The sequence below is a fragment of the Agrobacterium sp. 10T429 genome, assembly GCF_056393925.1.
Genome location: NZ_JBFTGV010000008.1, coordinates 176,110 through 199,830, shown reverse-complemented (window position 1 = coordinate 199,830; position 23,721 = coordinate 176,110). Strand labels below are relative to the sequence as shown.

Annotated in this window: 22 protein-coding genes; 7 read left to right on the top strand and 15 right to left on the bottom strand. The window is 59.1% G+C overall.

The window, feature by feature from the left end; translation table 11 throughout:
• Position 1: 1 nt before the first annotated feature.
• The 6 genes from AC1DCP_RS18800 to AC1DCP_RS18775 form a co-directional block, all read right to left on the bottom strand.
• A complete protein-coding gene (locus AC1DCP_RS18800) occupies positions 2 to 1,597 on the bottom strand; it encodes a GMC family oxidoreductase (RefSeq protein WP_004431964.1) in 1,596 nt (531 codons plus the stop codon).
• 73 nt (positions 1,598 to 1,670) lie between these two features.
• Complete coding sequence (locus AC1DCP_RS18795; protein WP_025595204.1) at positions 1,671 to 2,678, bottom strand: branched-chain amino acid ABC transporter permease; 1,008 nt, start codon at positions 2,676 to 2,678, stop codon at positions 1,671 to 1,673.
• A 1-nt stretch (position 2,679) separates the two neighbouring features.
• Entirely contained in the window at positions 2,680 to 3,567 is an 888-nt protein-coding gene (locus AC1DCP_RS18790) for a branched-chain amino acid ABC transporter permease (protein ID WP_004431959.1), read from the bottom strand.
• A 2-nt stretch (positions 3,568 to 3,569) separates the two neighbouring features.
• Positions 3,570 to 4,271 (bottom strand): ABC transporter ATP-binding protein, encoded by a 702-nt coding sequence (locus tag AC1DCP_RS18785; RefSeq protein ID WP_004431956.1) that lies wholly within the window; start codon positions 4,269 to 4,271, stop codon positions 3,570 to 3,572.
• 1 nt (position 4,272) lies between these two features.
• Entirely contained in the window at positions 4,273 to 5,058 is a 786-nt protein-coding gene (locus AC1DCP_RS18780) for an ABC transporter ATP-binding protein (RefSeq protein WP_025595206.1), read from the bottom strand.
• Positions 5,059 to 5,072: 14 nt separating this feature from the next.
• The gene (locus AC1DCP_RS18775) at positions 5,073 to 6,281 is read right to left on the bottom strand and encodes an ABC transporter substrate-binding protein (protein ID WP_004431951.1); all 1,209 of its coding nucleotides are present in this window, start codon (positions 6,279 to 6,281) and stop codon (positions 5,073 to 5,075) included.
• A 232-nt stretch (positions 6,282 to 6,513) separates the two neighbouring features.
• Here AC1DCP_RS18775 and AC1DCP_RS18770 point away from each other — a divergent pair, with 232 nt between their 5' ends.
• Entirely contained in the window at positions 6,514 to 7,431 is a 918-nt protein-coding gene (locus tag AC1DCP_RS18770) for a LysR family transcriptional regulator (RefSeq protein ID WP_025595208.1), read from the top strand.
• A 134-nt stretch (positions 7,432 to 7,565) separates the two neighbouring features.
• The gene (locus tag AC1DCP_RS18765) at positions 7,566 to 8,588 is read left to right on the top strand and encodes an LLM class flavin-dependent oxidoreductase (protein WP_004431948.1); all 1,023 of its coding nucleotides are present in this window, start codon (positions 7,566 to 7,568) and stop codon (positions 8,586 to 8,588) included.
• 145 nt (positions 8,589 to 8,733) lie between these two features.
• Here AC1DCP_RS18765 and AC1DCP_RS18760 read toward each other — a convergent pair whose 3' ends face one another.
• The gene (locus AC1DCP_RS18760; RefSeq protein WP_004431946.1) at positions 8,734 to 9,852 is read right to left on the bottom strand and encodes a mandelate racemase/muconate lactonizing enzyme family protein; all 1,119 of its coding nucleotides are present in this window, start codon (positions 9,850 to 9,852) and stop codon (positions 8,734 to 8,736) included.
• 283 nt (positions 9,853 to 10,135) lie between these two features.
• On the opposite strand from AC1DCP_RS18760, the gene AC1DCP_RS18755 reads away from it, so the two are divergent.
• On the top strand, positions 10,136 to 10,810 hold the full coding sequence (locus tag AC1DCP_RS18755) for a GntR family transcriptional regulator (RefSeq protein WP_476774562.1): 675 nt from the start codon (positions 10,136 to 10,138) through the stop codon (positions 10,808 to 10,810).
• 88 nt (positions 10,811 to 10,898) lie between these two features.
• Here the strand turns inward: AC1DCP_RS18755 and AC1DCP_RS18750 are convergent, their stop codons facing one another.
• From AC1DCP_RS18750 to AC1DCP_RS18715, 8 genes are all read right to left on the bottom strand, one after another.
• Complete coding sequence (locus AC1DCP_RS18750) at positions 10,899 to 11,744, bottom strand: ATP-binding cassette domain-containing protein (protein WP_004431943.1); 846 nt, start codon at positions 11,742 to 11,744, stop codon at positions 10,899 to 10,901.
• On the bottom strand, positions 11,741 to 12,580 hold the full coding sequence (locus AC1DCP_RS18745) for an ABC transporter ATP-binding protein (protein ID WP_004431942.1): 840 nt from the start codon (positions 12,578 to 12,580) through the stop codon (positions 11,741 to 11,743). The genes AC1DCP_RS18750 and AC1DCP_RS18745 overlap by 4 nt, the downstream gene beginning before the upstream one ends.
• Positions 12,581 to 12,583: 3 nt before the next feature.
• On the bottom strand, positions 12,584 to 13,498 hold the full coding sequence (locus AC1DCP_RS18740; RefSeq protein ID WP_004431940.1) for an ABC transporter permease subunit: 915 nt from the start codon (positions 13,496 to 13,498) through the stop codon (positions 12,584 to 12,586).
• On the bottom strand, positions 13,495 to 14,502 hold the full coding sequence (locus AC1DCP_RS18735) for an ABC transporter permease subunit (protein WP_004431937.1): 1,008 nt from the start codon (positions 14,500 to 14,502) through the stop codon (positions 13,495 to 13,497). Before AC1DCP_RS18735 ends, AC1DCP_RS18740 begins: the two co-directional genes overlap by 4 nt.
• 63 nt (positions 14,503 to 14,565) lie before the next feature.
• Positions 14,566 to 16,170, bottom strand: a complete 1,605-nt coding sequence (locus tag AC1DCP_RS18730; protein ID WP_004431933.1) for an ABC transporter substrate-binding protein — start codon at positions 16,168 to 16,170, stop codon at positions 14,566 to 14,568.
• Between the two features lie 120 nt (positions 16,171 to 16,290).
• A complete protein-coding gene (locus tag AC1DCP_RS18725; protein WP_112959618.1) occupies positions 16,291 to 17,478 on the bottom strand; it encodes a M24 family metallopeptidase in 1,188 nt (395 codons plus the stop codon).
• 555 nt (positions 17,479 to 18,033) lie between these two features.
• Positions 18,034 to 18,783: an SDR family oxidoreductase gene (locus tag AC1DCP_RS18720; protein ID WP_004431929.1), complete on the bottom strand. Its 750-nt coding sequence runs from the start codon at positions 18,781 to 18,783 to the stop codon at positions 18,034 to 18,036.
• On the bottom strand, positions 18,780 to 19,394 hold the full coding sequence (locus tag AC1DCP_RS18715; protein ID WP_025595211.1) for a nucleoside 2-deoxyribosyltransferase: 615 nt from the start codon (positions 19,392 to 19,394) through the stop codon (positions 18,780 to 18,782). The genes AC1DCP_RS18720 and AC1DCP_RS18715 overlap by 4 nt, the downstream gene beginning before the upstream one ends.
• A 182-nt stretch (positions 19,395 to 19,576) precedes the next feature.
• Between AC1DCP_RS18715 and AC1DCP_RS18710 the strand changes: the two genes are divergently transcribed.
• From AC1DCP_RS18710 to AC1DCP_RS18695, 4 genes are all read left to right on the top strand, one after another.
• Positions 19,577 to 20,203, top strand: a complete 627-nt coding sequence (locus tag AC1DCP_RS18710) for a ribonuclease D (RefSeq protein WP_004431923.1) — start codon at positions 19,577 to 19,579, stop codon at positions 20,201 to 20,203.
• 82 nt (positions 20,204 to 20,285) lie between these two features.
• The gene (locus AC1DCP_RS18705; protein ID WP_004431915.1) at positions 20,286 to 21,518 is read left to right on the top strand and encodes a hypothetical protein; all 1,233 of its coding nucleotides are present in this window, start codon (positions 20,286 to 20,288) and stop codon (positions 21,516 to 21,518) included.
• A 50-nt stretch (positions 21,519 to 21,568) separates the two neighbouring features.
• Positions 21,569 to 21,877 (top strand): hypothetical protein, encoded by a 309-nt coding sequence (locus tag AC1DCP_RS18700; RefSeq protein ID WP_004431913.1) that lies wholly within the window; start codon positions 21,569 to 21,571, stop codon positions 21,875 to 21,877.
• Positions 21,878 to 22,136: 259 nt separating this feature from the next.
• Positions 22,137 to 23,693, top strand: a complete 1,557-nt coding sequence (locus AC1DCP_RS18695; protein ID WP_476774561.1) for a hypothetical protein — start codon at positions 22,137 to 22,139, stop codon at positions 23,691 to 23,693.
• The last annotated feature ends 28 nt before the right edge of the window (positions 23,694 to 23,721 follow it).

The following is a 23,721-nucleotide window of genomic DNA, read 5'->3' as shown; positions in this document are numbered from 1 at the left end:
CTTAGCGATTATCCGCAAGGATCATGTCGGCAGCCTTTTCGGCAATCATGATCGTTGGCGAATTGGTATTTCCGGACGTGATCCTCGGCATGATGGAGGCGTCCGCCACACGCAGCCCTGCAAGCTTGCGGAATTTCAGCCGCGTATCGACAACACTTTCGGCATCGGAGCCCATGCGCAGGGTGCCGACGGGGTGGAATATGGTCGTGCCGATATCGCCCGCAGCGCGGGCCAGATCGTCGTCATTCTCAAAAGTGGGGCCGGGCCGGTATTCCTGCGGTTTGAACCGCGAAAAGGCGGGCTGGTTGACGATGCGGCGCGTCAGCCGCATGGAATCGATGGCTACCCGGCGGTCGCCTTCCGTCGACAGATAATTCGGTCGGATTTCCGGCTGCATGGCGAAATCCGGTCCTTTCACATGCACTGAGCCTCGGCTTTCGGGCCGCAGATTGCAGACACTTGCCGTAATGGCCGGAAAAGTGTGAACCGGATCACCAAACTTGTCGAGTGACACCGGCTGGACATGATATTCCAGATCCGCCGTCTCCTTTTCCGGAGAGGAACGGGTGAAGACACCAAGCTGGCTCGGCGCCATCGACATCGGCCCGGAGCGGGTCAAAGCATATTCGAGGCCGATCCTTGCCTTTCCGAACAGCGTGGAGGCCCTCTCATTCAGCGTCAGGACGCCTGAAACCTTATAGACCATGCGCAATTGCAGATGATCCTGCAGGTTCTCGCCCACACCTTGAACTTCCGTCACTGTGTCGATACCGGCGGCCTGCAACACGTCGCCGCGGCCAACGCCGGAAAGCTCCAGAATGTGTGGTGAACCGACTGCACCTGCCGAAAGCACCGTTTCGCGCCGTGCACGCATCTTTTTCAAGACGCCGTCGTGGTGAAACTCGACGCCTGTGACCAGGCCCTCTTCGACGATGAGACGCTTGACATGGGCCTTGGTCATGACTGTCAAATTCCGGCGGCCAAGCGCCGGTTTCAAAAAGGCCTTGGCCGTGTTCCAGCGCCAGCCCGACCGCTGGTTCACATCGAAATAACCGGCGCCTTCATTGTCGCCCCGGTTGAAATCTTCGGTCGCAGGAATGCCGGCCTCACCCGCCGCCTGCTGAAAGGCATCAAGCACATCCCAGCGCACGCGCGCCTTCTCCACCCGCCATTCGCCGCCGGTGGAATGCATGTCGCCCTTGCCGCGATAAAAATCCTCCGACTTCAGGAAATAGGGCAGGATATCATCCCATCCCCAACCCTCGCAGCCGAGTTGACGCCAGACATCGTAGTCGCGGGCCTGACCGCGCATATAGATCATGCCGTTGATGGAGGAGCAGCCGCCGAGAACCTTGCCGCGAGGATAGATCAACGACCTTCCGTTAAGCCCAGGTTCTTCCGCCGTCTTGAAACACCAGTCGGTGCGCGGATTGTTGATGCAATAGAGATAACCGACCGGAATATGGATCCAATGATAATTATCGTTGCCACCCGCTTCCAGCAGCAGGACGCGATTGTTCGGGTCTTTCGAGAGGCGGTTGGCGAGAACGCATCCCGCACTTCCCGCTCCGATGACGATATAGTCAAATTCCGCCATGCTATTCTCCATGGGGCGCCCTTGCCGCGTCGCCCCGGACGCGGAGGAGCCTTCCCCCTGTTTCAAAAAATTCTTATCCCCGGTGCTGAAAACCCAGTTTTCGCCCGAGCCGCGAAGCGTAAAATTCACCGATCAGACCGCGCCGGAACACCAGAACGCAGGCCATGAAAACGAAGCCGGTGATGATGGTGACCGGGAAATCGGATGTCGCGAGATAGTTCTGCAGCGCGACGACAAGCCCCGCACCGAAGATCGGGCCGATCATGGTGCCAATGCCGCCGAGCAGGGTCATCAGGATAACCTCGCCCGACATCTGCCAGGCCACATCGGTCAAGGTTGCGAACTGGAACACCAGCGCCTTCAGGCCGCCCGCAAGACCGGCAAGCGCCGCCGACATGACGAAAGCACCAAGCTTGTAACGCTGCACGCTGTATCCAAGAGAAATGGCGCGCTGCTCGTTTTCGCGGATGGATTTCAGGATCATGCCGAAGGGCGAGTTGACGAAACGCCAGATGACGAGAAGTGCCAGCACGAAGGCGGCCAGCACCGTGTAGTAAATGTTCAGCGGCGCGTTGAGATCGAGAAGGCCGAAGAGGTGTCCACGCGGTACGCCCTGCAATCCGTCCTCACCATGGGTGAAGGGTGCTTGAAGGCAGAAAAAATAAAACATCTGCGACAAGGCAAGCGTGATCATGGCGAAATAGATGCCCTGCCGGCGAATGGCGAAAAAGCCGATGACGAGGCCAAGAAGGGCGGCACCCGCCATGCCGATGAGGAGGCCGATCTCGGGCGTGACGCCCCATTCCTTCACCGAATAGGCGGTGAAATAGGCAGCGCCGCCGAAAAATGCCGCATGGCCGAAGGAAAGCAGCCCGGTGTAACCGATCAGCAGATTGAAGGCGCAGGCAAACAGCGCGAAGCAAAGCAGCTTCATCAGAAAGATCGGATAAACGAACATCGGTGCAGCGATCAGCACGGCCAATCCTGCCAGTATCATCACGGTCTTGATGGTTCCAGCGGTTGCGGAAACCTCGGCCTGCGGCATCGCGCCGGCTGTCGGGTTGTGAGTGGCTTTGGACATATCAGGCGTCCTTTCCGAAAAGTCCGGCGGGGCGGATGAGCAGCACAAAGGCCATGATGACGAAGATGACGATGTTGGACGCTTCCGGGTAGAACACCTTGGTCAGGCCTTCAGCGATACCCAGCATGTAGCCGGTGACGATGGCGCCCATGATCGACCCCATGCCGCCGACCACGACGACGGCGAAGACGACGATGATGAGGTTGGTGCCCATCAGCGGTGAGACCTGATAGATCGGCGCGGCCAGCACGCCGGTGAAGCCGGCAAGGCCCGCACCCAGCGCGTAGGTCAGCGTCAGGAGCACAGGCACGTTGATACCGAAGGCCTGCACCAGTGTCGGATTTTCCGTCGCCGCCCGCAGATAGGAGCCGAGCCGCGTTTTTTCGATCAACGCCCAGGTGGCGATGCAGGCGACAAGCGAGATGACGACAACGAAAGCGCGGTAGTTCGGCAGGAACATGAAGCCGAGATTGGTGCCGCCGGCAAGCTCGCGCGGAACCGAATAAGGTTGACCCGCCGCACCATACAGCCAGCGGAACGTGCCTTCCACCACCAGCGCCAGGCCGAAGGTGAAGAGCAGCCCATACAGCGGATCGAGATCGTAAAGCCGCGACAGTAGCAGGCGCTCGATGATCGCGCCGAAAAGTGCAACGACAAGCGGCGTCACCACCAGTGCCCACCAGAAGCTGATGCCGAAATATTGCAGGCCGAGAAAGGCGACGAAAGCGCCAAGCATATATTGGGCGCCATGGGCGAAATTGATGACGCGCAGGAGGCCGAAAATGACGGCAAGGCCGAGCGACAGGAGCGCATAAAACGACCCGTTGATGAGGCCGATCAGCAATTGCCCGAGCAGGGCCTGAAGCGGAACGCCGAAGAGCATGGTCATCGTTAAACCCCCAGCACTTTATTGAGTTCGCCCATGCGGCCGGAAAGCTCGCCCACCGGAAAATTGCTGACCATCTGGCCATGATCCATCAGGTAGAAACGATCTGCGATGCGGCTGGCGAAGCGGAAATTCTGCTCGACCAGAACCACTGTCATGCCACGACTTTTCAAGGTCTTCAGCACCTCACCGATGCGCTGCACGATTACAGGCGCAAGCCCTTCGGTCGGCTCATCGAGCAGGAGAACCTTGACCCCTGTGCGCAGGATGCGCGCCATGGCCAGCATCTGCTGTTCGCCGCCGGAAAGCTTGGTGCCGGGGCTCGCCCGGCGTTCGTAAAGATTGGGAAACAGCTCGTAGATTTCATCGAGCGTCATGCCGCCGGATGCGACGACGGGCGGCAGTTTCAGATTTTCCTCGACGCTCAGTGTCGCGAAGATGCCGCGCTCTTCCGGCACGAAACCGAGGCCGTATTTCGCCGTGCGATGCAACGGCACCGGCATCAGATCCTTGCCGCCGAGCTTGATCACGCCCTTGCGGTTGCGGATGATGCCCATGATGGTGCGCAGCGTCGTGGTCTTGCCAACCCCATTGCGCCCGAGAATGGTGATGGTTTCGCCTTCGCCGACGGTCAGATCGACACCGTGCAGCGCCTGGCTTTCGCCGTACCAGGATTTCAGGTTGGAGACTTCGAGCATTGCCGCCATATCACGCCTCCTCCGTGCCCATATAGGCCGTACGCACGCGCGGATCGGCGGATACGGTGGCGTAATCGCCTTCCGCCAGAATTTCGCCCCGCTGCAGCACCGTGACCTGATGGCAGATATCCGCCACGACCTTCAGATTGTGTTCGACCATCAGCACCGCGCGCGTTTTGGCCACTTCGCGGATGAGATCGGCGACATGCGCGACATCCTCGCCCCCCATGCCCGCCATCGGCTCATCGAGAAGCAATACCTTCGGGTCGAGCGCAAGCGTCGTGGCGATTTCAAGAACGCGCTTGCGACCGTAGGAAAGATCGGCCGCAAGTGCATTTTTTTCCCGTGTCAGGCCAACCGTTGCGATCAACTCCTCGGCACGTGCATTGAGCCTGTCGAGTGAAGAGAGCGGCAGCCAGAATTGCGTTGAAAGGTTATTCGGCCGCTGCAACGCCACCCGAACGTTCTCAAGAACCGTCAGATGCGGAAACACCGCCGATATCTGGAAAGACCTGACGAGACCGAGCCGCGCCACCTTGTCCGGCGGCGTCTTTGTTATATCCGTTCCCATGAAGGTGATCGCCCCGCCTGTCGGCTGGAGAAACTTGGTCAACAGGTTGAAGACCGTGGTTTTGCCGGCGCCGTTCGGACCAATAAGTGCATGCACGCGGGCATGATGGACGTCGAGATCGACGTTTTTCACGGCCGCGAATGCGCCGAAGGTCTTGGAGAGACCGCGCGCCGAAAGCACGACGCGGGGTTCCGCCTGACCGGCAGGGGCGGGAGCGATCATCATGAAGTTCCCCCTTTTTACTGCGTTACCAGCGGGCAACCGCTTTTTGCGGGGTCCATGAAGGCTTCCTTGCCGGGGATCGTGGCAAGCACCTTGTAGTAGTCCCACGGCTGCTTGCTCTCATCCGGCTTCTTCACTTCCATCAGATACATGTCGTGGATCATGCGGCCATTGGCGGCCACATGGCCATCCTTCGAGAAGACGTCGTTGACAGGCATTTCCTTCATGGCCTTTGCCACGGCGTCAGCATCGTCGGTGCCGGCCTTATCGATGGCCTTCAGGTAATGCAGCACGGCGGAATAGGTACCAGCGTGGACCATGTTCGGCATGGCGCCGGTGCGTTCCTTGAACCGTTCGCCGAATTTGCGCGATTCATCGTCGCGGTCCCAATAGAACCCTTCCGTCAGCGTCAGGCCCTGAGCCGCTTCGAGACCGAGGCCGTGCACTTCGGCAAGCGTAAAGAGAAGGGCCGCCAGCCGCTGCCCGCCCGCAACGATACCGAATTCAGCGGCCTGCTTGATGGCGTTGGAGGTGTCGAGACCGGCATTGGCAAGGCCGATGACCTTCGCGCCTGATGACTGCGCCTGCAACAGGAAGGAGGAATAATCCGTAGAGGCCAGCGGATGGCGCACGGAACCCAGCACCTTGCCGCCATTGGCCTTGACGAAGTTGGACGTGTTTTCTTCCAGCGAATAACCGAAGGCGTAATCCGCAGTCAGAAAGAACCAGCTGTCGCCGCCCTGTTTCACCAGCGCACCGCCGGTGCCGACTGCCAGCGAATAGGTGTCGTAGGCCCAGTGGAAACCATAGGGGCTGCACTGCTTGCCCGTCAGTTCCGTGGTCGCAGCGCCCGTGTTGATGGTGATCTTCTTTTTGTCCTTCGAGAGAGCCTGCACGGCAAGGCCGACCGAGGAAGAGGTCAGTTCCATGATCGAATCGACCTGTTCGGTGTCGTACCACTGCCGGGCGATGTTGGAGGCGACATCCGCCTTGTTCTGGTGGTCAGCCGTTACCACTTCCACCGGCGCGCCCAGCACCTTGCCGCCAAAATCCTCGACCGCCATCTTCGCGGCCTCATAAGAGTATTTGCCGCCAAAATTGGCGTAGACGCCCGACTGGTCGTTCAAGATGCCGATCTTGACCTTGGCGTCCGAAATCTCGGCAGCGTAAGCGGCGGTGCCTGCCGCCAGTGCCATGGCCGTGGATAAAACGATACTCTTGCGCATGACTTCTCCTCCCAGAGATGATTGCGAGCCTCAGATAGGTCTGTGCAACGGTGAACGAAGGCGCATGGCGATCGTCCCACGGTGTTGCATCACAACGGTCGCGCCACCCTCCTCAAAGCAGCGCCTCCCTATGTAGACTTCTCGAATTCGGCCGTTGACACAAGAGCGGGGCATCATCAAATTGCGAACAGGAACTGTTCATTTTTGAACAGACCTCGCAATGGAGACCGAATTGGCCACGCCTTTTACCTGGGACGACCTGCAATATTTTCTGGCGGTGGCCCGCACCGGACAACTTTCATCGGCAGCGCGTAGCCTGCGCACCAGCCACGCCACCGTCTCCCGCCACATCGACCGGCTGGAATTCTCGCTTAAAACCAAGCTGTTCGAGCGAAATCCACGTGGTTACGAACTGACGACGGTCGGGCGGCGCCTGGTCGATACCGTCGAGCGCATCGAGGCGGAAGCGGAAAGATTGCAATCGGATATTTCCGAAAGCGGCAGCCTGCTGCGCGGCGTGGTCAGGCTCAGTGCGCCTGAAGGTTTTTCCAACTTTTTCTTCGTGGAAAGGCTGAAAGACTTCGCCGTCACCCATCCGCACATCATGGTGGAGATGGTTACGATCCAGCAGATCATGGCATTGTCGAAGAAAGAAGCGGATGTGGCGGTCACACTCGATCCGCCGAAAGCAGGCCCCTACATCAACGAACAGATCGTCGATTACACGCTGCATATCTACGCATCGCGTTCCTATCTTGCCAGCCACCCGAAAATCACGCGGCGCGAAGATTTGCCCGATCATTTCTTTATCGGTTACGTGCAGGATCTGATCTTCTCGCCGGGCCTCGATTACATGCGCGACGTGATGCCCGGCCTCCGACCCAACTTCCAGTCATCAAGCATTTTTGCGCAGTTGACTGCAACGCTGAGCGGACGTGGCCTTTGCATATTGCCCAACTTCATCGCCGCACGCTTTCCGGACCTGCAGATGGTGCTGGCAGGTGAAGTGGAACTGCGGCGGGGTTACTGGCTGACAAGCCATCAGGACCTTGCCAATGTGCCGCGCGTGCGCTCGCTGATGGATTTCATTCTCACGACGGCGCGCGCCCACCAAAATCTCTTCATCCTCGACCGCAAGACGATCGCCTGAAACAACCGTCGTTCACATTTCGGCGACACCGTGTCTACGCGTGGCGGATTGGAGAATCCGCACTGCAGCCTATATGACTGACAACAACGATGCCGGCTCAAGTCAGCTGCATCCTAAACATTTGGAAGGTCATCATGAAAAAGATCGGATTTCTATCCTTCGGACACTGGACGCCCTCGCCCCAGTCGCAGACCCGCTCTGCTGCAGACACCCTGCTGCAATCGATAGACCTGGCCGTTGCTGCGGAAGAACTCGGCGCCGACGGCGCTTATTTCCGTGTCCACCACTTCGCCCGCCAGTTGGGATCACCTTTTCCGCTGCTTGCCGCCGTTGGCGCAAGAACGAAAAGTATCGAGATCGGCACCGGCGTCATCGACATGCGTTATGAGAACCCCTTTTACATGGTGGAGGATGCGAGTTCAGCCGATCTCATCGCCGGCGGACGCCTGCAACTCGGCATCAGTCGCGGTTCTCCCGAACAGGTGATCGACGGCTGGCGCTATTTCGGCTACCGCCCTGCCGAGGGCCAGACCGAGGAGGACATGGCGCGCCAGCACACCGAAGTCTTCCTCGAGCTTCTGAAGGGCGAAGGTTTCGCCGAGCCGAACCCTCGGCCGATGTTTCCCAACCCGCCCGGCCTGCTGCGGCTGGAGCCGCACTCCGAAGGGTTGCGCGAGCGCATCTGGTGGGGTTCCAGCTCCAATGCGACGGCGGTTTGGGCGGCAAAGCTTGGCATGAACCTTCAAAGCTCCACCCTGAAAACGGATGAGACCGGCGAACCCTTCCATGTGCAGCAGGCCGAACAGATCCGTGCTTACCGCGCCGCATGGAAAGAGGCTGGACACGCCCGCGAGCCTCGCGTGTCTGTCAGCCGCAGCATCTTCGCTCTCGTCAGCGATCGCGACCGATCCTATTTCGGTTACGGCAGCGAGGGTGACGACAAGATCGGTTACATCGACGACAAGACGCGCGCGATCTTCGGGCGCAGCTACGCCGCCGAACCGGAAGCATTGATCGAGCAGCTAAAAGCCGACGAAGCTATCGCCGAGGCCGACACACTGTTGCTGACCGTGCCGAACCAGCTAGGCGTCGACTACAACGCCCATGTTATCGAGACGATCCTCAAACAGGTGGCTCCTGCACTCGGCTGGCGCTAAGTCTGGCAAAACCTGCATCAAGCCCACACCGTCACCCCGGATTAGATTCTGGGTGACGGTGCGATCAAGTCTTCGATAGCGCACGATTCCTTTGACGACGCCGAAGCCCCGTGGCCGGATGCAATCCGGGCTGAACGCCTCTGTTTCATTTCACCGCTTTGCCGTAGCGGGCGATGCTTTCGGCCAAAGGCGTGGTGCTGGCGCCGGGATGCTCCGGGCGCTTGTAAACACCATCGCGAACATGGATCGGCTCTTCGAAATGGTCCTTGATCCACGGAATATATTCGAGGATGGTCGATGCCGGATGCCAGTAACTCAGATGCACATGCACCTGACTCATCTCACCGGCATGCGGAACGACAGGCAGGCGATTGGCGAGCGCGAGGTCAGCGACCTGGATATATTCGGTGATGCCGCCAAGCCGGGTTACATCCGGCTGGACATAGGCAACAGCGCCCGCGTCGATGAATGACCGGAACGCATCCACCGTATAAAGCTGCTCTCCGAGAGCGATGGGAATGGATGTGTTGCGTGCCAGCCGCGCGTGGCTGGTCACATCGTCGTACCAGAGCGGTTCTTCGAACCAATAGATATCCAGATCCTTTGCCGCCGCGCAGAAGCGCTGGCATGTCGGCAGATCCCACTTGCCGTTGCCATCGATAGCGATGCGTATCGCGGAGCCGAGACGCTTGCGCACCGCCGCGAGGCGTCCGATATCAATATTCGGATCATCGTGCCCGACCTTGATTTTCAGGCGGGTAAAACCTTCCTCTTCAACTGCCCTGGCGCTGCCCGCCAGCAGATTTTCGAGATTGAAGGAAAGCCAGCCTATATCGGTATTGTAAGCTTCGACCCCTGTGGTGTGCGCGCCGCCGAGGTATTGCCAGAGTGGAACGCCCGCCTTCTTCGCCTTCAGATCCCAGAGCGCCACATCGACCGCAGCCAGCGCCAGATGGGTGATGCCCGCGCGGCCGACCCATTGCAGGGACGGATAACGGGCAAGTTTTGTCCACAGCCGCGAATGTTCGGATGCATCCTCGCCGATCAGCAGAGGCGCATAGCAATCGCTGATGCAGGATGTGATCAACCGGTCGGACGGCAGATGCGCATGGGTGCCGGTGAAGCCGTATCCCTCAAGGCCGTCACTCGTCGTAATTTTTGCGCCGACGACGCCCCAATGGGTGATGCTGTGGGTGGAATCGGAAATGGATTCCGATGTCAGCGGCAGATGCAGGATGAAAGGTTCGACAGCGGTTATTTTCATGATCGGTCAATTCCTCGACGCTTGAGCAGCCTTTGGGGAGGAATAAACGGAAGTTCCGTTCTGATCGAAGCTCTACCGATCAACCAGTGGAATGTCGCCACGGCCCCGCGATCAATGACCGCAGGAGATGAAGCCTCAGGGGATTGCCCGGCCACCCTCCTCCAGCAGCCAGCTTCCGATGACGGATACAGCTAAAGCAAAATCGACCATTGTAAAATAAAAAATTTTTTATTTTTTATATTTTGTCATTGCCTGTCACTCGCGGTTAGGTGATGGTGTTGCCATGAACACACTGATCAAAGTCACGCTCGCCGACCAAGCGCATCAGGAACTGCGGGCGCGCATCGTCAGCGGCAGATTGCGCGGCGGCGAACGGCTGTTGCCCAACGAACTTGCCGCCGATCTCGGCATCAGCMCCACGCCGGTCAAGGAAGCATGCCTGAAACTCGAGGCAGACGGGCTGGTGGTCAATTCCTCAAGGCGCGGCATGGTGGTGCGCGATTTTACCGTGGAGGATGTGGAAGAACTCTACGCCGCCAGAATGCTGCTGGAAAAAGGCGCTGTGGAAGTGGCCTTCGATGCCGGGCAGCTGGACGAAGCCTTGCATGCGCAGCTTCTGGAAAGCCTTGCGAAACACCGTGAATTTGCCACGAGCGCGACGCTGGACGATCTCTCCAAAGCGCTGTTTCACGATCGCAGCTTCCACACGGCCCTTGTTTCGGCCGCGCGCATTCCGGTCATTTCCGGCACGCATGGGCGCATTCTCGACCAGACCCACACGGTTTTCGTATCGATCCTTGGCGACTACGCCCGCTCTGTCGAGGAACACCAGAACATTGCCGACGCCATAGCCGCCCGCAGCAAGGCCCAGATTATCGACGCCCTATGGCGCCATCTGGAGCGTAGCCGGCAGAATACGCTGCGGCAGGTGCGTCTGCTGAGAGAGGCCGGCGCCTGAGCGTACCCCCGCAATCTTTTGAAGTCCTGAAAAAACAACAGGCCGGAAATCCGGCCTGTTCCACTTATTCATCGGTCAATCGTCGATCTCAAGCAGTCGCAGCCTGCCGTGCCGCCTTGCGGCGCTCCACGCGGGCGCGGATGGCGTCTACATCCGTTACCGGAGTGGCGGCAAAAAGCTGGCGTGTATAGGCGTGCTTCGGATCGGCAAATAGTTCCTCGCGCGTGCCCTGCTCCACGGCTACACCCTTCGAGATAACCATGACGTCATCGGCGATATAGCGAACGACGGAAAGGTCGTGGCTGACGAAGACGTAGGTCAGCTCGAACTCTTCCTGGAGATCTCTCAGCAGGTTTAGCACCTGCGCCTGCACTGAAAGATCGAGTGCCGAGACAGGCTCGTCCAGCACCAGAAGTGCGGGGTTGAGCATCAGCGCCCGCGCAATCGCGATGCGCTGCCGTTGGCCGCCAGAAAACATGTGCGGATATCGGTTGAAGTGTTCGGGACCCAGTCCAACCTTCACGAGCATGGCTTCAGCCCGCTCACGACGCTCGGACGCCGGCATTTTGGTGTTGATGACAAGCGGCTCCATCAACACGTCGCCAACCTTCTGGCGCGGATTGAGGCTACCATAGGGGTTCTGGAACACCATCTGCACCTTGGAGCGCATGTCCGTGCCGGGACGGCGCTTTGCGATATCGACCGGCTGGCCGTCGATCTTCAGCTCGCCACCGGATGCCGGGTCGATCAGCGCGATGATGCGCGCAAGCGTCGATTTGCCGGAACCGGACTCGCCGACGATGGCGAGCGTCTTGCCGCGCTCGACGGCAAAATCGATGCCTTTCAGCGCCTGCACGGTCTTTGCTCCGCCGAACAGGCCGCCCGGAACGTGATAATGGCGGGTAATGCCCTTGCCTTCGACAACGATGCTCATTGAACGCCCTCCTTGCCGAAGAAGTCGGAAACCGTGGGCAGGCGGTCGCCGGTCGCATGTTCCGGCAGCGCGGAAAGCAATGCCTTGGTATAGGGATGTTGCGGGGCCTCAAACAGGCTCAGCACATCCGCTTCCTCCATCTTGCGGCCCTTATATTGCACGACCACGCGGTCTGCTGTTTCGGCCACGACACCCATGTCATGGGTGATGAGGATCAGCGCCATGCCGTATTCTTCCTGCAGATCCATCAACAGATCGAGGATCTGTTTCTGGATCGTCACGTCGAGCGCGGTGGTCGGCTCGTCGGCGATCAAGAGACGCGGTTTGGAAGCGATGGCGATGGCGATCATCACACGCTGGCATTGACCGCCGGACATCTGGTGCGGATAGGCATTGAGCTTGGTTTCCGGATCGGGAATACCGACGGACCGGAACAGCTCCAGTGCGCGTGCACGCGCCGCAGACCGGCCCATGCCGAGATTGAGGCGCAGCACCTCCTCGATCTGGAAACCGACCGTAAAGGACGGGTTGAGCGACGCAACTGGCTCCTGGAAGATCATGGTGATCTCACGGCCGATCAGCTTGCGGCGCTCCTGCGGCGACATGGCCAGCAGGTTTATACCATCGAAGATCATCTCGTCGGCGGTGATCGTCGCCGTATCGGGCAAAAGCCCCATGACGGCGAGCATGGATACCGACTTGCCGGAACCGGACTCGCCGACGATGGCCAGCACCTCATGCTTGTCCACGGAGACGTCGATGCCGTTGACGGCCGTGAACGCGCCGGTGGCGGTGGCGAACTTGACGGTGAGGTTCTTGATTTTCAGCAGGCTCATCGCTTAGCTCCGCTTCAGTTTGGGATCGAGCGCATCGCGCAGCCCGTCACCCATCAGGTTGATGGCGAGCACCGATACGAGAATCGTCAGGCCGGGAAGGGTAACGACCCACCAGGCGCGCAGGATGAACTCGCGGGCTTCGGCCAGCATCGTGCCCCATTCGGATGCGGGCGGCTGCGCGCCCATGCCGAGGAAGCCGAGAGCCGCCGCATCGAGAACGGCAGATGAGAAGGAGAGCGTCGCCTGCACGATCAAAGGTGCAAGGCAGTTCGGCAAAATCGTCTTGAACATCAGCCGGAAATTGCCGGCACCCGCCACACGGGCGGCGGTGACATATTCACGCCGAAGCTCGCTCATGACAGCTGCACGCGTCAGACGCGCGAAATGCGGCTGATAGACGATGGCAATCGCGATCATGGCGTTGGTCAACCCCGGACCCAGGATCGCAACCAGCACCAGTGCCAGAAGCAGCGATGGAAACGCCAGGATGACGTCCATCACGCGCATGATGACAGTGTCCACCCAGCCGCCGAAGAAGCCGGCGACGAGACCGATGACAATGCCGCCGACAAGGGCGATGGAAACAACGACGACGCCGATGAACAGCGAATATTGCGCGCCATAGATCAGTCGGGACAGCATGTCGCGGCCGACAGCGTCGGTGCCGAGCAGGAATGCGGTACGGCCTCCATCCTGCCAGACCGGCGGGACGAGCAACGCGTCTCTATATTGCTGGGTCGGGTCATGCGGGGCAATCACGGCTGCGAAAACCGCGATCAGAACCAGAAGAAGGAAGACGGCAAGGCCGACGACGGCGCCACGGTTCTGGCGGAAGTAGAACCAGAAATCGGCGATCATCCGGCGGCGGATGGCGGCGTCGGAAAGCCTGACGCCGGGAGCTGTGGTCACATCGCTCATTTGTGACGGATCCTTGGATTGATGAGGCCATAGGTGAGATCGACAAGCAGGTTGACGATCATCACCAGACCCGCGATCAGAAGCAGGCCGCTCTGCACGACCGGATAGTCGCGGCGCGAGATGGAATCGATCATCCACTTGCCGATGCCCGGCCAGGAGAAGATGGTTTCGGTCAGGATTGCACCCGCCATCAGCACACCGATCTGCAGGCCGATGGTGGTGATGACCGGGATCATGGCGTTGCGCAATGCGTGAACGCCGACGACACGGGACGGCGACATGCCCTTTGCACGCGCTGTCCGCACATAATCCTCACCGAGGACTTCGAGCATTGCCGACCGTGTCTGGCGGGCAATAACTGCAAGCGGGATGGTGGCAAGCACCACCGAAGGCAGGATGAGATGTGACAGAGCCGAAGCGAAAGCACCCTTCTGCCCTGAAATCAGGCTGTCAATCAGCATGAAACCGGTGACGGAAGGGAAGAAATACATCAACGAGATACGGCCCGACACCGGTGTCCATTGGAGGATGCCGGAGAACATGATGATGAGCAGCAGGCCCCACCAGAAGATAGGCATGGAGAAGCCAACCAGCGCCGTCGTCATGGAGATCTGGTCGAACCACGAGCCACGGCGGATGGCGGCGATGACGCCGACCGGCACACCGATCAGTGTGGCGAGGATGATGGCGACGAGGCCAAGCTCGACTGTCGCGGGGAAGAGCGCCAGGAACTCGGTCAGAACGGGTTTCTTGGTGACCAGCGAATTGCCGAGATCACCCTGAAGCAGCCGCCCCAGAAAATGGAGATATTGCTGCCAGATAGGCTGGCTGAAGCCGAGCTGTTCGGCAAGTTGTGCATGCCGCTCGGGCGAAATGCCGCGCTCACCCGCCATCAACAGCACGGGATCGCCCGGCAGGACGCGAACGAAGGCAAAGGCAACGATGGTAATCCCGAGAAATGTCGGAACGAGATAGAGAAGTTTGCCGAAAATGAACCGGATCATGGTTTTTTCCTGAAAAGACGCGCGAAAGAACCTGAGTTCTTCCGCGCGTCCTGTTGTTTGGGATTACTCAGCGATATCGACGGATTCGAAGGTGAAGTCGCCAAGTGGGCTCATGGTAAAGCCGGAAACCTTGGCGGACATCGGAACGAACTGCGTGGAGTGCGCAAGCGTCGCCCACGGAGCCTGTTCCTTGAAGATCACCTGCGCCTGCTCATAAAGCTTGGTGCGCTCGGCAACGTCAGTGGTCTGCTTTGCCTTGGAAAGCAGTTCGGAGAACTCCTTGTTGCACCACTGAGCACGGTTTGCACCGCCTTCGCCGGTTGCAGCGCAGGAAAGCAGAACGCCCATGAAGTTATCAGGGTCACCGTTGTCGCCGGTCCAGCCGAGGATGACGGCACCGTCGCGGTTCACTTCAGTCGACTTCTTGAGGTATTCACCCCATTCGAAGGAGACGATCTCGGCCTTGACGCCAACCTTCGCGAAATCCGACTGGATCAGCTCGGCGGTGCGGCGGGCATTCGGCATGTATGGACGCTGAACCGGCATCGCCCAGATCTTCATCGTCAGATCCTTGACGCCAGCGGCTTCGAGAGCCTTCTTGGCAGCTTCCGGATCGTAAGGATCGTCCTTGATGCTGTCGTTGTAGGACCACATCGTCGGCGGGATCGGGTTCTTGGCAACCGTGCCGGCACCCTGGAATACGGCGTCGATGATGGCCTGCTTGTTCATCGCCATGTTCAGCGCCTTGCGGACTTCCGGCTTGTCGAAAGGTGCAACAGTGGTGTTGTAGGCGAAGTAGGCAACGTTCAGGCCCGGCTGTTCATCGAGCTTGAGGTTGGAATCGGCACGAATGGTGGCGAGGTCGGCCGGGGCCGGATAAGGCATAAGGTGGCATTCGCCAGCCTTCAGCTTCTGCAGACGAACGGCAGCGTCCGGCGTGATCGCGAAGATCAGATCGTCGATCTTCGGAGCTTCGCCCCAGTAGTCGGCGTTCTTCTGGTAGCGGATGACCGCGTCCTTCTGATAGGCGACGAACTTGAACGGGCCGGTGCCGATCGGCAGGTTGTTGAAGTCTTCCTTGGTGCCGGCCTTATCAAGCGTATCAGCATATTCCTTCGAAACGATCGAAGCGAAAGGCATCGCGATATTGGCAAGGAACGGAGCTTCAGGACGGGTCAGCACGAACTTCACGGTGTAATCGTCAACCTTGACGATTTCCTTGATCAGCGACGGCATTTCCATGGAGTTGTAATATTCGTAGGTGATGCCTGCGATATACTGGTTCCACGGGTTCTTTGTGTCACCCTGGCGGTTGTAGCTGAAGATCACATCATCGGCGTTGAAATCGCGGCTTGGCGTGAACTTCTCGTTGGAGTGCCACTTTACGCCCTTGCGCAGGTGGAACGTGTATTCGAGGCCATCGCTCGAAACTTCCCACTTTTCGGCAAGGCCTGGCTCAACTTCGGTCGTGCCCTTCTTGAACTCGGTCAGACGGTTGTAGACCGGATGCGCGGAGGCATCGAAGGTGCCGCCGGCGGTGTAAGGCGAAGGATCGAAGCCTTCCGGAGATGCCTCGGAGCAATAAACGAAGGTCTTCGCCATGGCGGGCACGGCGGAAGCCATCGCAAGCGCAGAGGCTATAAGCAAACTGCGGGTCAGCGTTTTCATCTGGTGGTCCTTTCCCTCTTTTTCTGAGTTTATGCGACCCCGTTTTAAGGGGCCTACCTGTCCTGGTCAGCGACGACGCGGAGCCCCGTGTCGCCGTTCGGTCCTGTGCCTCCCGACCAATTACCCGGCGACCGGCTGGAACAGCCGGTCGAGGTTCTTTTCCGACGGGCAGAACCAGCGTGGTCCCGCCTCCGTCATATAAGCTATATCCTCGAGACGGACGCCGCATTCCCCATAAACGCACAGCATCGGCTCGATGGAAAAGCACATTCCCGGCTGAAGTGCCGTGGCATTTCCTGCAACGATATAGGGTTCTTCGTGAATATCCAGCCCAAGCCCATGGCCGGTGCGATGCGGTAGACCCGGAACCTGATAATCCGGCCCAAAACCGGCCGCCTTCAGGCTGTCGCGCGCGGCCTTGTCCACGTCCGAGCAGGCAGCACCGACCCGGGCCGCGTCAAAGGCAGCAGCCTGCGCGTCCCGCTCGGCGTTCCAGAGAAAACGCTGCCGTTCCGTCGGCTGGCCGAACACATAGGTGCGGGTGATATCCGAACGATAGCCATGAAGGATGCCGCCGAGATCGACCAGCACCATGTCGCCGTCAACAAGCGTCTGCGCATAGGGCACGCCATGCGGATAAGCCGTCGCCTCGCCGAACTGAACCGCCACGAAAAGCGGCTTCATGCCAAGCGCAACATGTGCGGCGTTAACGAAGTCAGCCACTTCCGTGGTGGATATGCCGGGACGCAGCCCCTCGAACACGGCCTTCTGCACGCCGTAGCTCGCATCCATCGCCGCCTGGATGATGGCAATCTCGGCTGCGGATTTGACCTGCCGCTGTGCGACAATCATCGGCTGGGCGGAAATGATGCGGCCTTCCAGACGCTGCATCAGGGCCGATGCGAAAACGAAAGGAGTGGCAGGATCGATCGCGACAAGGTGGCCGGGACAGCCGAGCGCTTCGATGCGCTTTGCCATCAGGTCAAAAGGACTTTCATCCTCTTCCCAGACGGCAACTTCGCCCTCGATACGGATCATCGTCCGTAGTTTCGGCTCCTCAAATGCCGGACTGACATAGACCGGCTTGCCTTCTGCCGGCACCAGGGCGCCGTGAATGCGCTCCGAAAGACCAAGCGACAGGCCAGTATAATAGGTCAGCGACGATGATGCATCGAGCCAGACCGCCTTGATATTTTGCTGGATTAGCTGCGCTTGCAGGCCGCGCAACCGCAACCCGAGCTCGTCTTCAGCGATCGATGAAACCGCGATCGGCTGAAACCGCTTCAGCGCCTCTTGAAAGTCTGCCATTCTCTCCCCGCCGCTTTCAGGCGCACAGACACAAGCGTGTCGGCAACTCCCAAGCGTTCTTTTGCCAATGCTTAAACACAGGCCGGGGCCTAAGCAATGGGCCAGGACGATGCACCGCCACAAAACTGTGCATATTCATCTAGACATAACGAAATCGTGATCGACACGCGCCCGATTTCGACAATCATCGCCTTGACGGGAAAATCAGAAATCCCCCGAAAACTTAAGGGGAAAAGCGGGGTATCGGTCATCCGGGCGCAGACGGCGCGCAGAAACCTCACCGCAAGATGCATTGGAAAAAGAAGCCCAGAAAAGGAAAAAGCCTGCCGCGGGAGGAGGTGCGGCAGGCTTCAAACTTGATCGGTGATTGGGAGGAGGAGTACCACCGATCCGCATCGAGCGACACTGGGAGGAGGAGTGCGTCGCTTCGATGTTTTGAATATAGCGGTATCCGCGATTTTTAACAGAGCAAGTCTCGCAATGCAGCATTGCATTTTTGCATAGCTCGAAAATTCCTGCTTTGTTTTTTAGCACTCCCGCAGAAGACGTTGGAAATCAACTTTCCCGATGCACTTGAAAACCGGCAAAGGACTGGTTGACCGGCATGAGTTCGAGGCTGTTGATGTTGATATGTTTGGGCTGCGAGGCGACCCAATGGATCGTATTGGCGATATCCTCGGCCGTGATCGGATTGACGCCCTTGTAAAGATTGTCCGAGGCATCCTGATTGCCGCCGGTGCGAACAAGCGTGAATTCCGTTTCGCACATGCCCGGTTCGATCGAGGTGACGCGCACGCCCTTGCCATGCAGGTCGGAGCGCAGACCTAGCGAGAATTGCCGCAGGAAGGCTTTCGTTCCGGCATAGACATTGCCGCCCGCATAGGGCCAGTGCGCAGCTACCGAGGAAAGGTTGATGACAATGCCCTTGCGGTCGATCAACGTGGGCAAAAGATGGTGGGTGATGTTCAAAAGACCGGTGATGTTGGTGTTCACCATGGTCTGCCAGTCTTTCAGCGGCACCTGCGGTGCAGGTGCGGTGCCGAGCGCAAGCCCCGCATTGTTGACGAGAATATCGATGTCCCGGAAACCTTCCGGCAAAGCCGCAAGTGCCTTTTTAGTGGCATCTTCGTCGGTAACATCGAAGGCAGCGCCGTGAAAGGCGGAGCCGAGTTCTTGCGCCAGGGCCTCCAGCCGTTCCGCCCGCCGACCTGTGCCAATGACCTTCCAGCCTTCCTTGACGAAGCGCCGCGCCGTGGCCTGTCCGAAGCCGGACGTGGCGCCGGTGATGAGGATGGTACCGCTCATGATGATGTCTCCAGTAAATTCGTTCTGTCGGGATCAGTCTGTGTCAGTAATTTTTCAGCGGCGGCCGCCAGACAGCGCTTATACGCCTCGAGATCCGTATAAAGGGCCTCTGCCGTCGCGTTGCCAACGATGACGACGCCGCCACGCCGCAAAATTCCGCCGTGCAGCATGAGATTGTCGACCATGTCGAAATTCTCGATCGACAAACCGTCCGGGCCGCGATAGCGCCCTGTTTCATCGATTGCGGCAACACCGTTATATTGCGCCTTGATGCGGGTGAAGTGATTGGCCGCGACATTGGTGTAGGCGAAAACCGGCTTGCCCAGCGCGCACATGAACCCCAGTTCGTAGCTCGTTCCCGTATCGGCGGCGATGCCGCGAAACGGCGTGAGATTGGCGATGACCGCATCCGCTTCCAGCATCATCCGCTCGTCTATGGCATTGATGTTGCAGCCGTGGCCGATTTTCGTGTCCGCGGGCGGAATTTCCAAATCGCCCGGCGAAAGCGGCGTAAACCCGGCCTCGCGTGCAAGCGAGGCCTTGAGGTCGAGCATTTCACGGGCATTCGGGAGGAAGACCTCCGGCCCGGCGAGATAGATTTTCTTTGTCATAGGAAATTTCATACAATTTGGAGAAACAGGATTTCCGCAAACCTAACCCGGAGACTTTCGCAAACGCAAGTACCAAGGGGACATGCGCCAAGGCGCGTCGGAGCGACCTACAAAACGGTATCGTCAAACCTGTCTTTCCGTTATAGCCGGAGCAACGAACTGGACATTCCCGGAGCAAGACAATGGCAGCAACCATCCGTTATCACGAAGGCGATATTTCCGCCGCAGATGCCGCACGCTACCTTGGCGCCATCGCAATCGATACGGAAACACTGGGGCTGGTGCCACGCCGCGACCGTCTCTGTGTCGTTCAGCTTTCTCCTGGAGACGGTACGGCGGATGTCATCCGCATCGCCGCCGGCCAGAAGGAGGCTCCAAACCTCACCCATATGCTTGCAGACCCTGCCCGGCAGAAGATTTTTCACTATGGCCGTTTCGATATCGCCGTTCTGTTCCACACGTTCGGTGTGACGACGACGCCGGTTTTCTGCACCAAGATCGCCTCCCGCCTGACCCGCACCTATACCGACCGGCACGGGCTGAAGGACAATCTGAAGGAAATGCTTGAGGTCGACATCTCCAAGGCGCAGCAATCGTCCGACTGGGCAGCAGAAAAACTGTCACCCGCACAGCTCGAATATGCTGCATCCGATGTGCTGCATTTGCATGCGCTGCGCGACAAGCTGACACACCGCCTCGTGCGTGATGGTCGCCTCGATCATGCCGATGCCTGTTTCGCGTTTCTGCCGACCCGTGCCAAGCTCGATCTTCTGGGCTGGGACGAAACGGATATCTTCGCCCATAGCTGAGCGGTTTCACGCTTCGTTTAAGGACTGATTTACCGAAACTGCCTATTCTCGGCCGCAACTTTGGGTGGCCGGGGACTTCCAGATGATTACACCGTTGCAGCAGACGGCAAGCATTGCAGTCAGCGACCTCATGCGGTCGATGGTGGAAACCATTGAGGAACGCCATCGCGAAGAGCAGGAAAAAGCGAACGGTACCAAAAAAGACGAGACGATAAAGACCCAGCCGCAGCCGGACCAAAGCCATCGCGTTGCCAATGAAAAGATAAGCGCCTATCTGTTCGGCGCCATGAAGCCTGATGGCGATGCCTTCGCCTCGCTTGTCTCCCGTTTCTCGTCTGCGCTTGGCATCACCCAGGAAAACAATGAATCGAACGCCGCTTTCGCACAAAGGCTTCAGGACGCGCTGACCCTGACCGACGGCTTTGAAAAAACCGATGCGGCAGGAAAAGCCACGACGATTTCGCTGAAATCCTTCGGCGTTTCGGAAGCGCAGGTCGTGGAAGTCCTGAATAACGGCGTAACTGCCAAGACCGCGCCCATGGCAGCACTTGCCGCACGCATTGCCCAAAATGCCGGCCTGAGCGGCAAGGAAGAAGATTTCGGCGTGCAGATGTCGAAAGCAATCATGGCAGTGCGCGCCACCGCACCCAAAAATGTCAATGATCTCGAAGAATCGACTGGCCTCAAGGAACTTGGTATTTCCGCGCAGCAGATGATCGCCGCAATCGCAAACCCATTTGGCGATGCGGCACGCGCCGTGAAGAATGCGCTGAACGATCAGGCGCAGGGCACCCAATTCATGACACGGGAAACCATGAAGGTCATCCAGCGCCTGGAAGACGTTGCCGATCCGAAAACCAAGGAAGAATTGCAGGCCGAACGCGGCAAAAACCGCATGGGCGAAATCAACGATGCCGAAGTTGCGGCGGAGCGGGAAGAGGATATCCAGACCCGAGACGCACAGGGCAAGCTGGAGGATGTGCAAAAACTTCAGGACGTCGTGAAGGAACACATAGACGCTGCCGCCGAAGAAAAAGCGCAAGGCACTGACGGGCAAGGCCCGGTCGATATTTCATCGGAAATCGCCCTTATCTCCGTGCTCGCGGCAACGCCATCAAGCGAAACGGCCCAGGCTGAAAATGACAACGAACCCGCAGAGACAGACGCCGCAACCAAGACGGAAGCCGATCAGAAAGACGACGCCGAAAAACTGCTTGATGTTCAGGCAGTCGTCGATAACGCCCGCAGCGCCATTTTGCCGATCTCGATAGACGACAATGGAATTTATGCACTGCTGAAGAAGAAGGCGGCATGATCTCGCCGCTACCGATAGTCACTTGAGCGAAACATGATGTGAGTTCAAACATGTCTCAAATTTCCGGCATATCCGGCAGCGCCGGCCTCGATGCCGAACCAAATGCGGCGCAAGCGCTGCTCTCCATCGCCGCTCCGCCGCTGGCGCCGAATGACGACAATTTCGTTGCCGCAAGCGAGGAAGACAACCTCATCGCCCCCGTGGAAAATCGCCCCGAGAGAGGTTTTCCCAAGGCAAGCTGGCTCGACGCGATGCCACCGGAAGCCTTTGAGGCAGCGGATAGCGAACCGGACCATATTTCATCGGTCAATTCCGACGATAACGGGCTTTACCGCATGTTCATCAGCGTCTCTCCCTGATTGCCATATCGACACGATTTTTATGGTTAGCGAATTCTTAATATCTACGGCCCAGACTCAGGGTTGATGATTCTGTGTGCATCGCGAAGAGCTGGCATTCCTGCCAGCGACGCACACGGCGCTCCCGCATGAGCGGGCGAGATGACACCTGTACATCACCGGCGCGGCAATCTTTCAACATAGGCCAAATGCGGATCAGAGAGCCAGGGACTGGCCCTTTCGCAGCCAGCGGCGGTAATCGATAGGAACGGAGCGCAGCATGTTACCGCCTGTACCGAAAATTCCGGCAGCCGATGCCGCCTATGGAGCCGCAGCCTCGCAGACGCAGCGCGTGGAGCCGAAGGAGGCCGTGCAGCCGCAGGCAAGCAATCTTGCTCCCGACAATGGCAGCAGTCTTTTCGCCAAAGCCGCAGTCACCTCTCTCGCCAGCGAATATCAGCTTTCCCGCAGCACCGCCGTTCTGGCGGAGGCGCTTGGCAAGCTGATGAACCTCCCAAGGCGCGACGGCGAAGCCATTCAAACCTATGTGATGCGTCTGACGGATGCGCTGCGCGCCCTGCCCGCACCGCAGCGCCTGGCGCTGGAACAACAGGTCAGCAAAGTCCTGCAGGGGTTGAGCCTTTCGATGCTCGCAGAAATCCTGAAACAGCCAACCGGGCCGGATGCCGCAAGGCTTGCGCTGCTGATCGAACTTTCCCGCTACAAGGGAACGGATCTTGCGGCGAAGGCGGTGGTGTCCTCTTATCAGCAGAACAATTCGGCCAATCCGGTGACCGCGCAGCCAGTGCAAGCGAGACAGCAGAACGGCCCGAGCCAGAGTGCTGACGGCCGCCCAAACCCGGCAACGACCACCACAACAACAGCACAACCGGCAACCGCCGCCGCGCCCGGCCGGCTGTTGCCTATGCTCATCGGCCCGCTTGCCCAAAGCGCCGCCGCAATAAAAGCCATGGTTGCGGCGCAGGCAGCGCCGCAAGGCCCGCAGGCCAATCTTCCCGCCCCACCTGCCGACATGTTCGACTCTCCGCACGATTCGGCAAAACCGGAAGGGAAAGCCGCCGAAAGCACCGTACGCTCGCCTCAGCCGCAAACGGGCAGCACAACAAAAGAAGCTTCGACAGATGCCCGCCCGGCAAATCCGCCACGGGCTGAGAACGCCGAGATGCGCCCTGCACTTCAGCATCGGGACACGATGAAGCTGGAGCCGAGGGAAATCCGCACTACCTTGAACCCGCCATCCGGCCAGTCCACGGCTGGCGCCAAGGATATGGAAAACCTGCTCCTTGCTGCAGTGGCCGGCAAACTTCCCGCCAAGGCCACCACCGCTGCCCAGCTTTCCGCCACGCCACCGGGCGCCGTACCGCAACCACTCGAAGAGCAGCCTGCCGAAAAAACTGCCCTCGCAGCGCCCATCCACCCGACCGGGGAGGAAACGGAGACGATTACCAACCGGCCAGAAGCCCAGCCCATGCCCCGCGCCGCTCTCGACCCGGAAGCAAGAATGGCGATGCTGGAACAAACGGCCTCGCAATCGCTGATCGCTGCAGCTCTGGCAAAAGACGGCACGCCGTTACCGCTCGTCGCATACCCACCGGCGGAAGAGGACCACGAATCGGAAACGCCGCATCGCGGGCGTGGTCCATTTTCCGAGGATGAAGCGAATGGCGAGGCGGAGGGCGAAAATCCCGACGGTCAAGACGAGATGGAAGAGCGGGTGGCCGCCAATGACGAGATTGGGGATGGGGAAAATCCGCGGACAGCGGCTTTCGACGACAGTGCGGAAAATTATTACCTCAAGATGAGTGGCATGCACTGAATTCCGCGCCGCCCATTGGCCTGTGCCA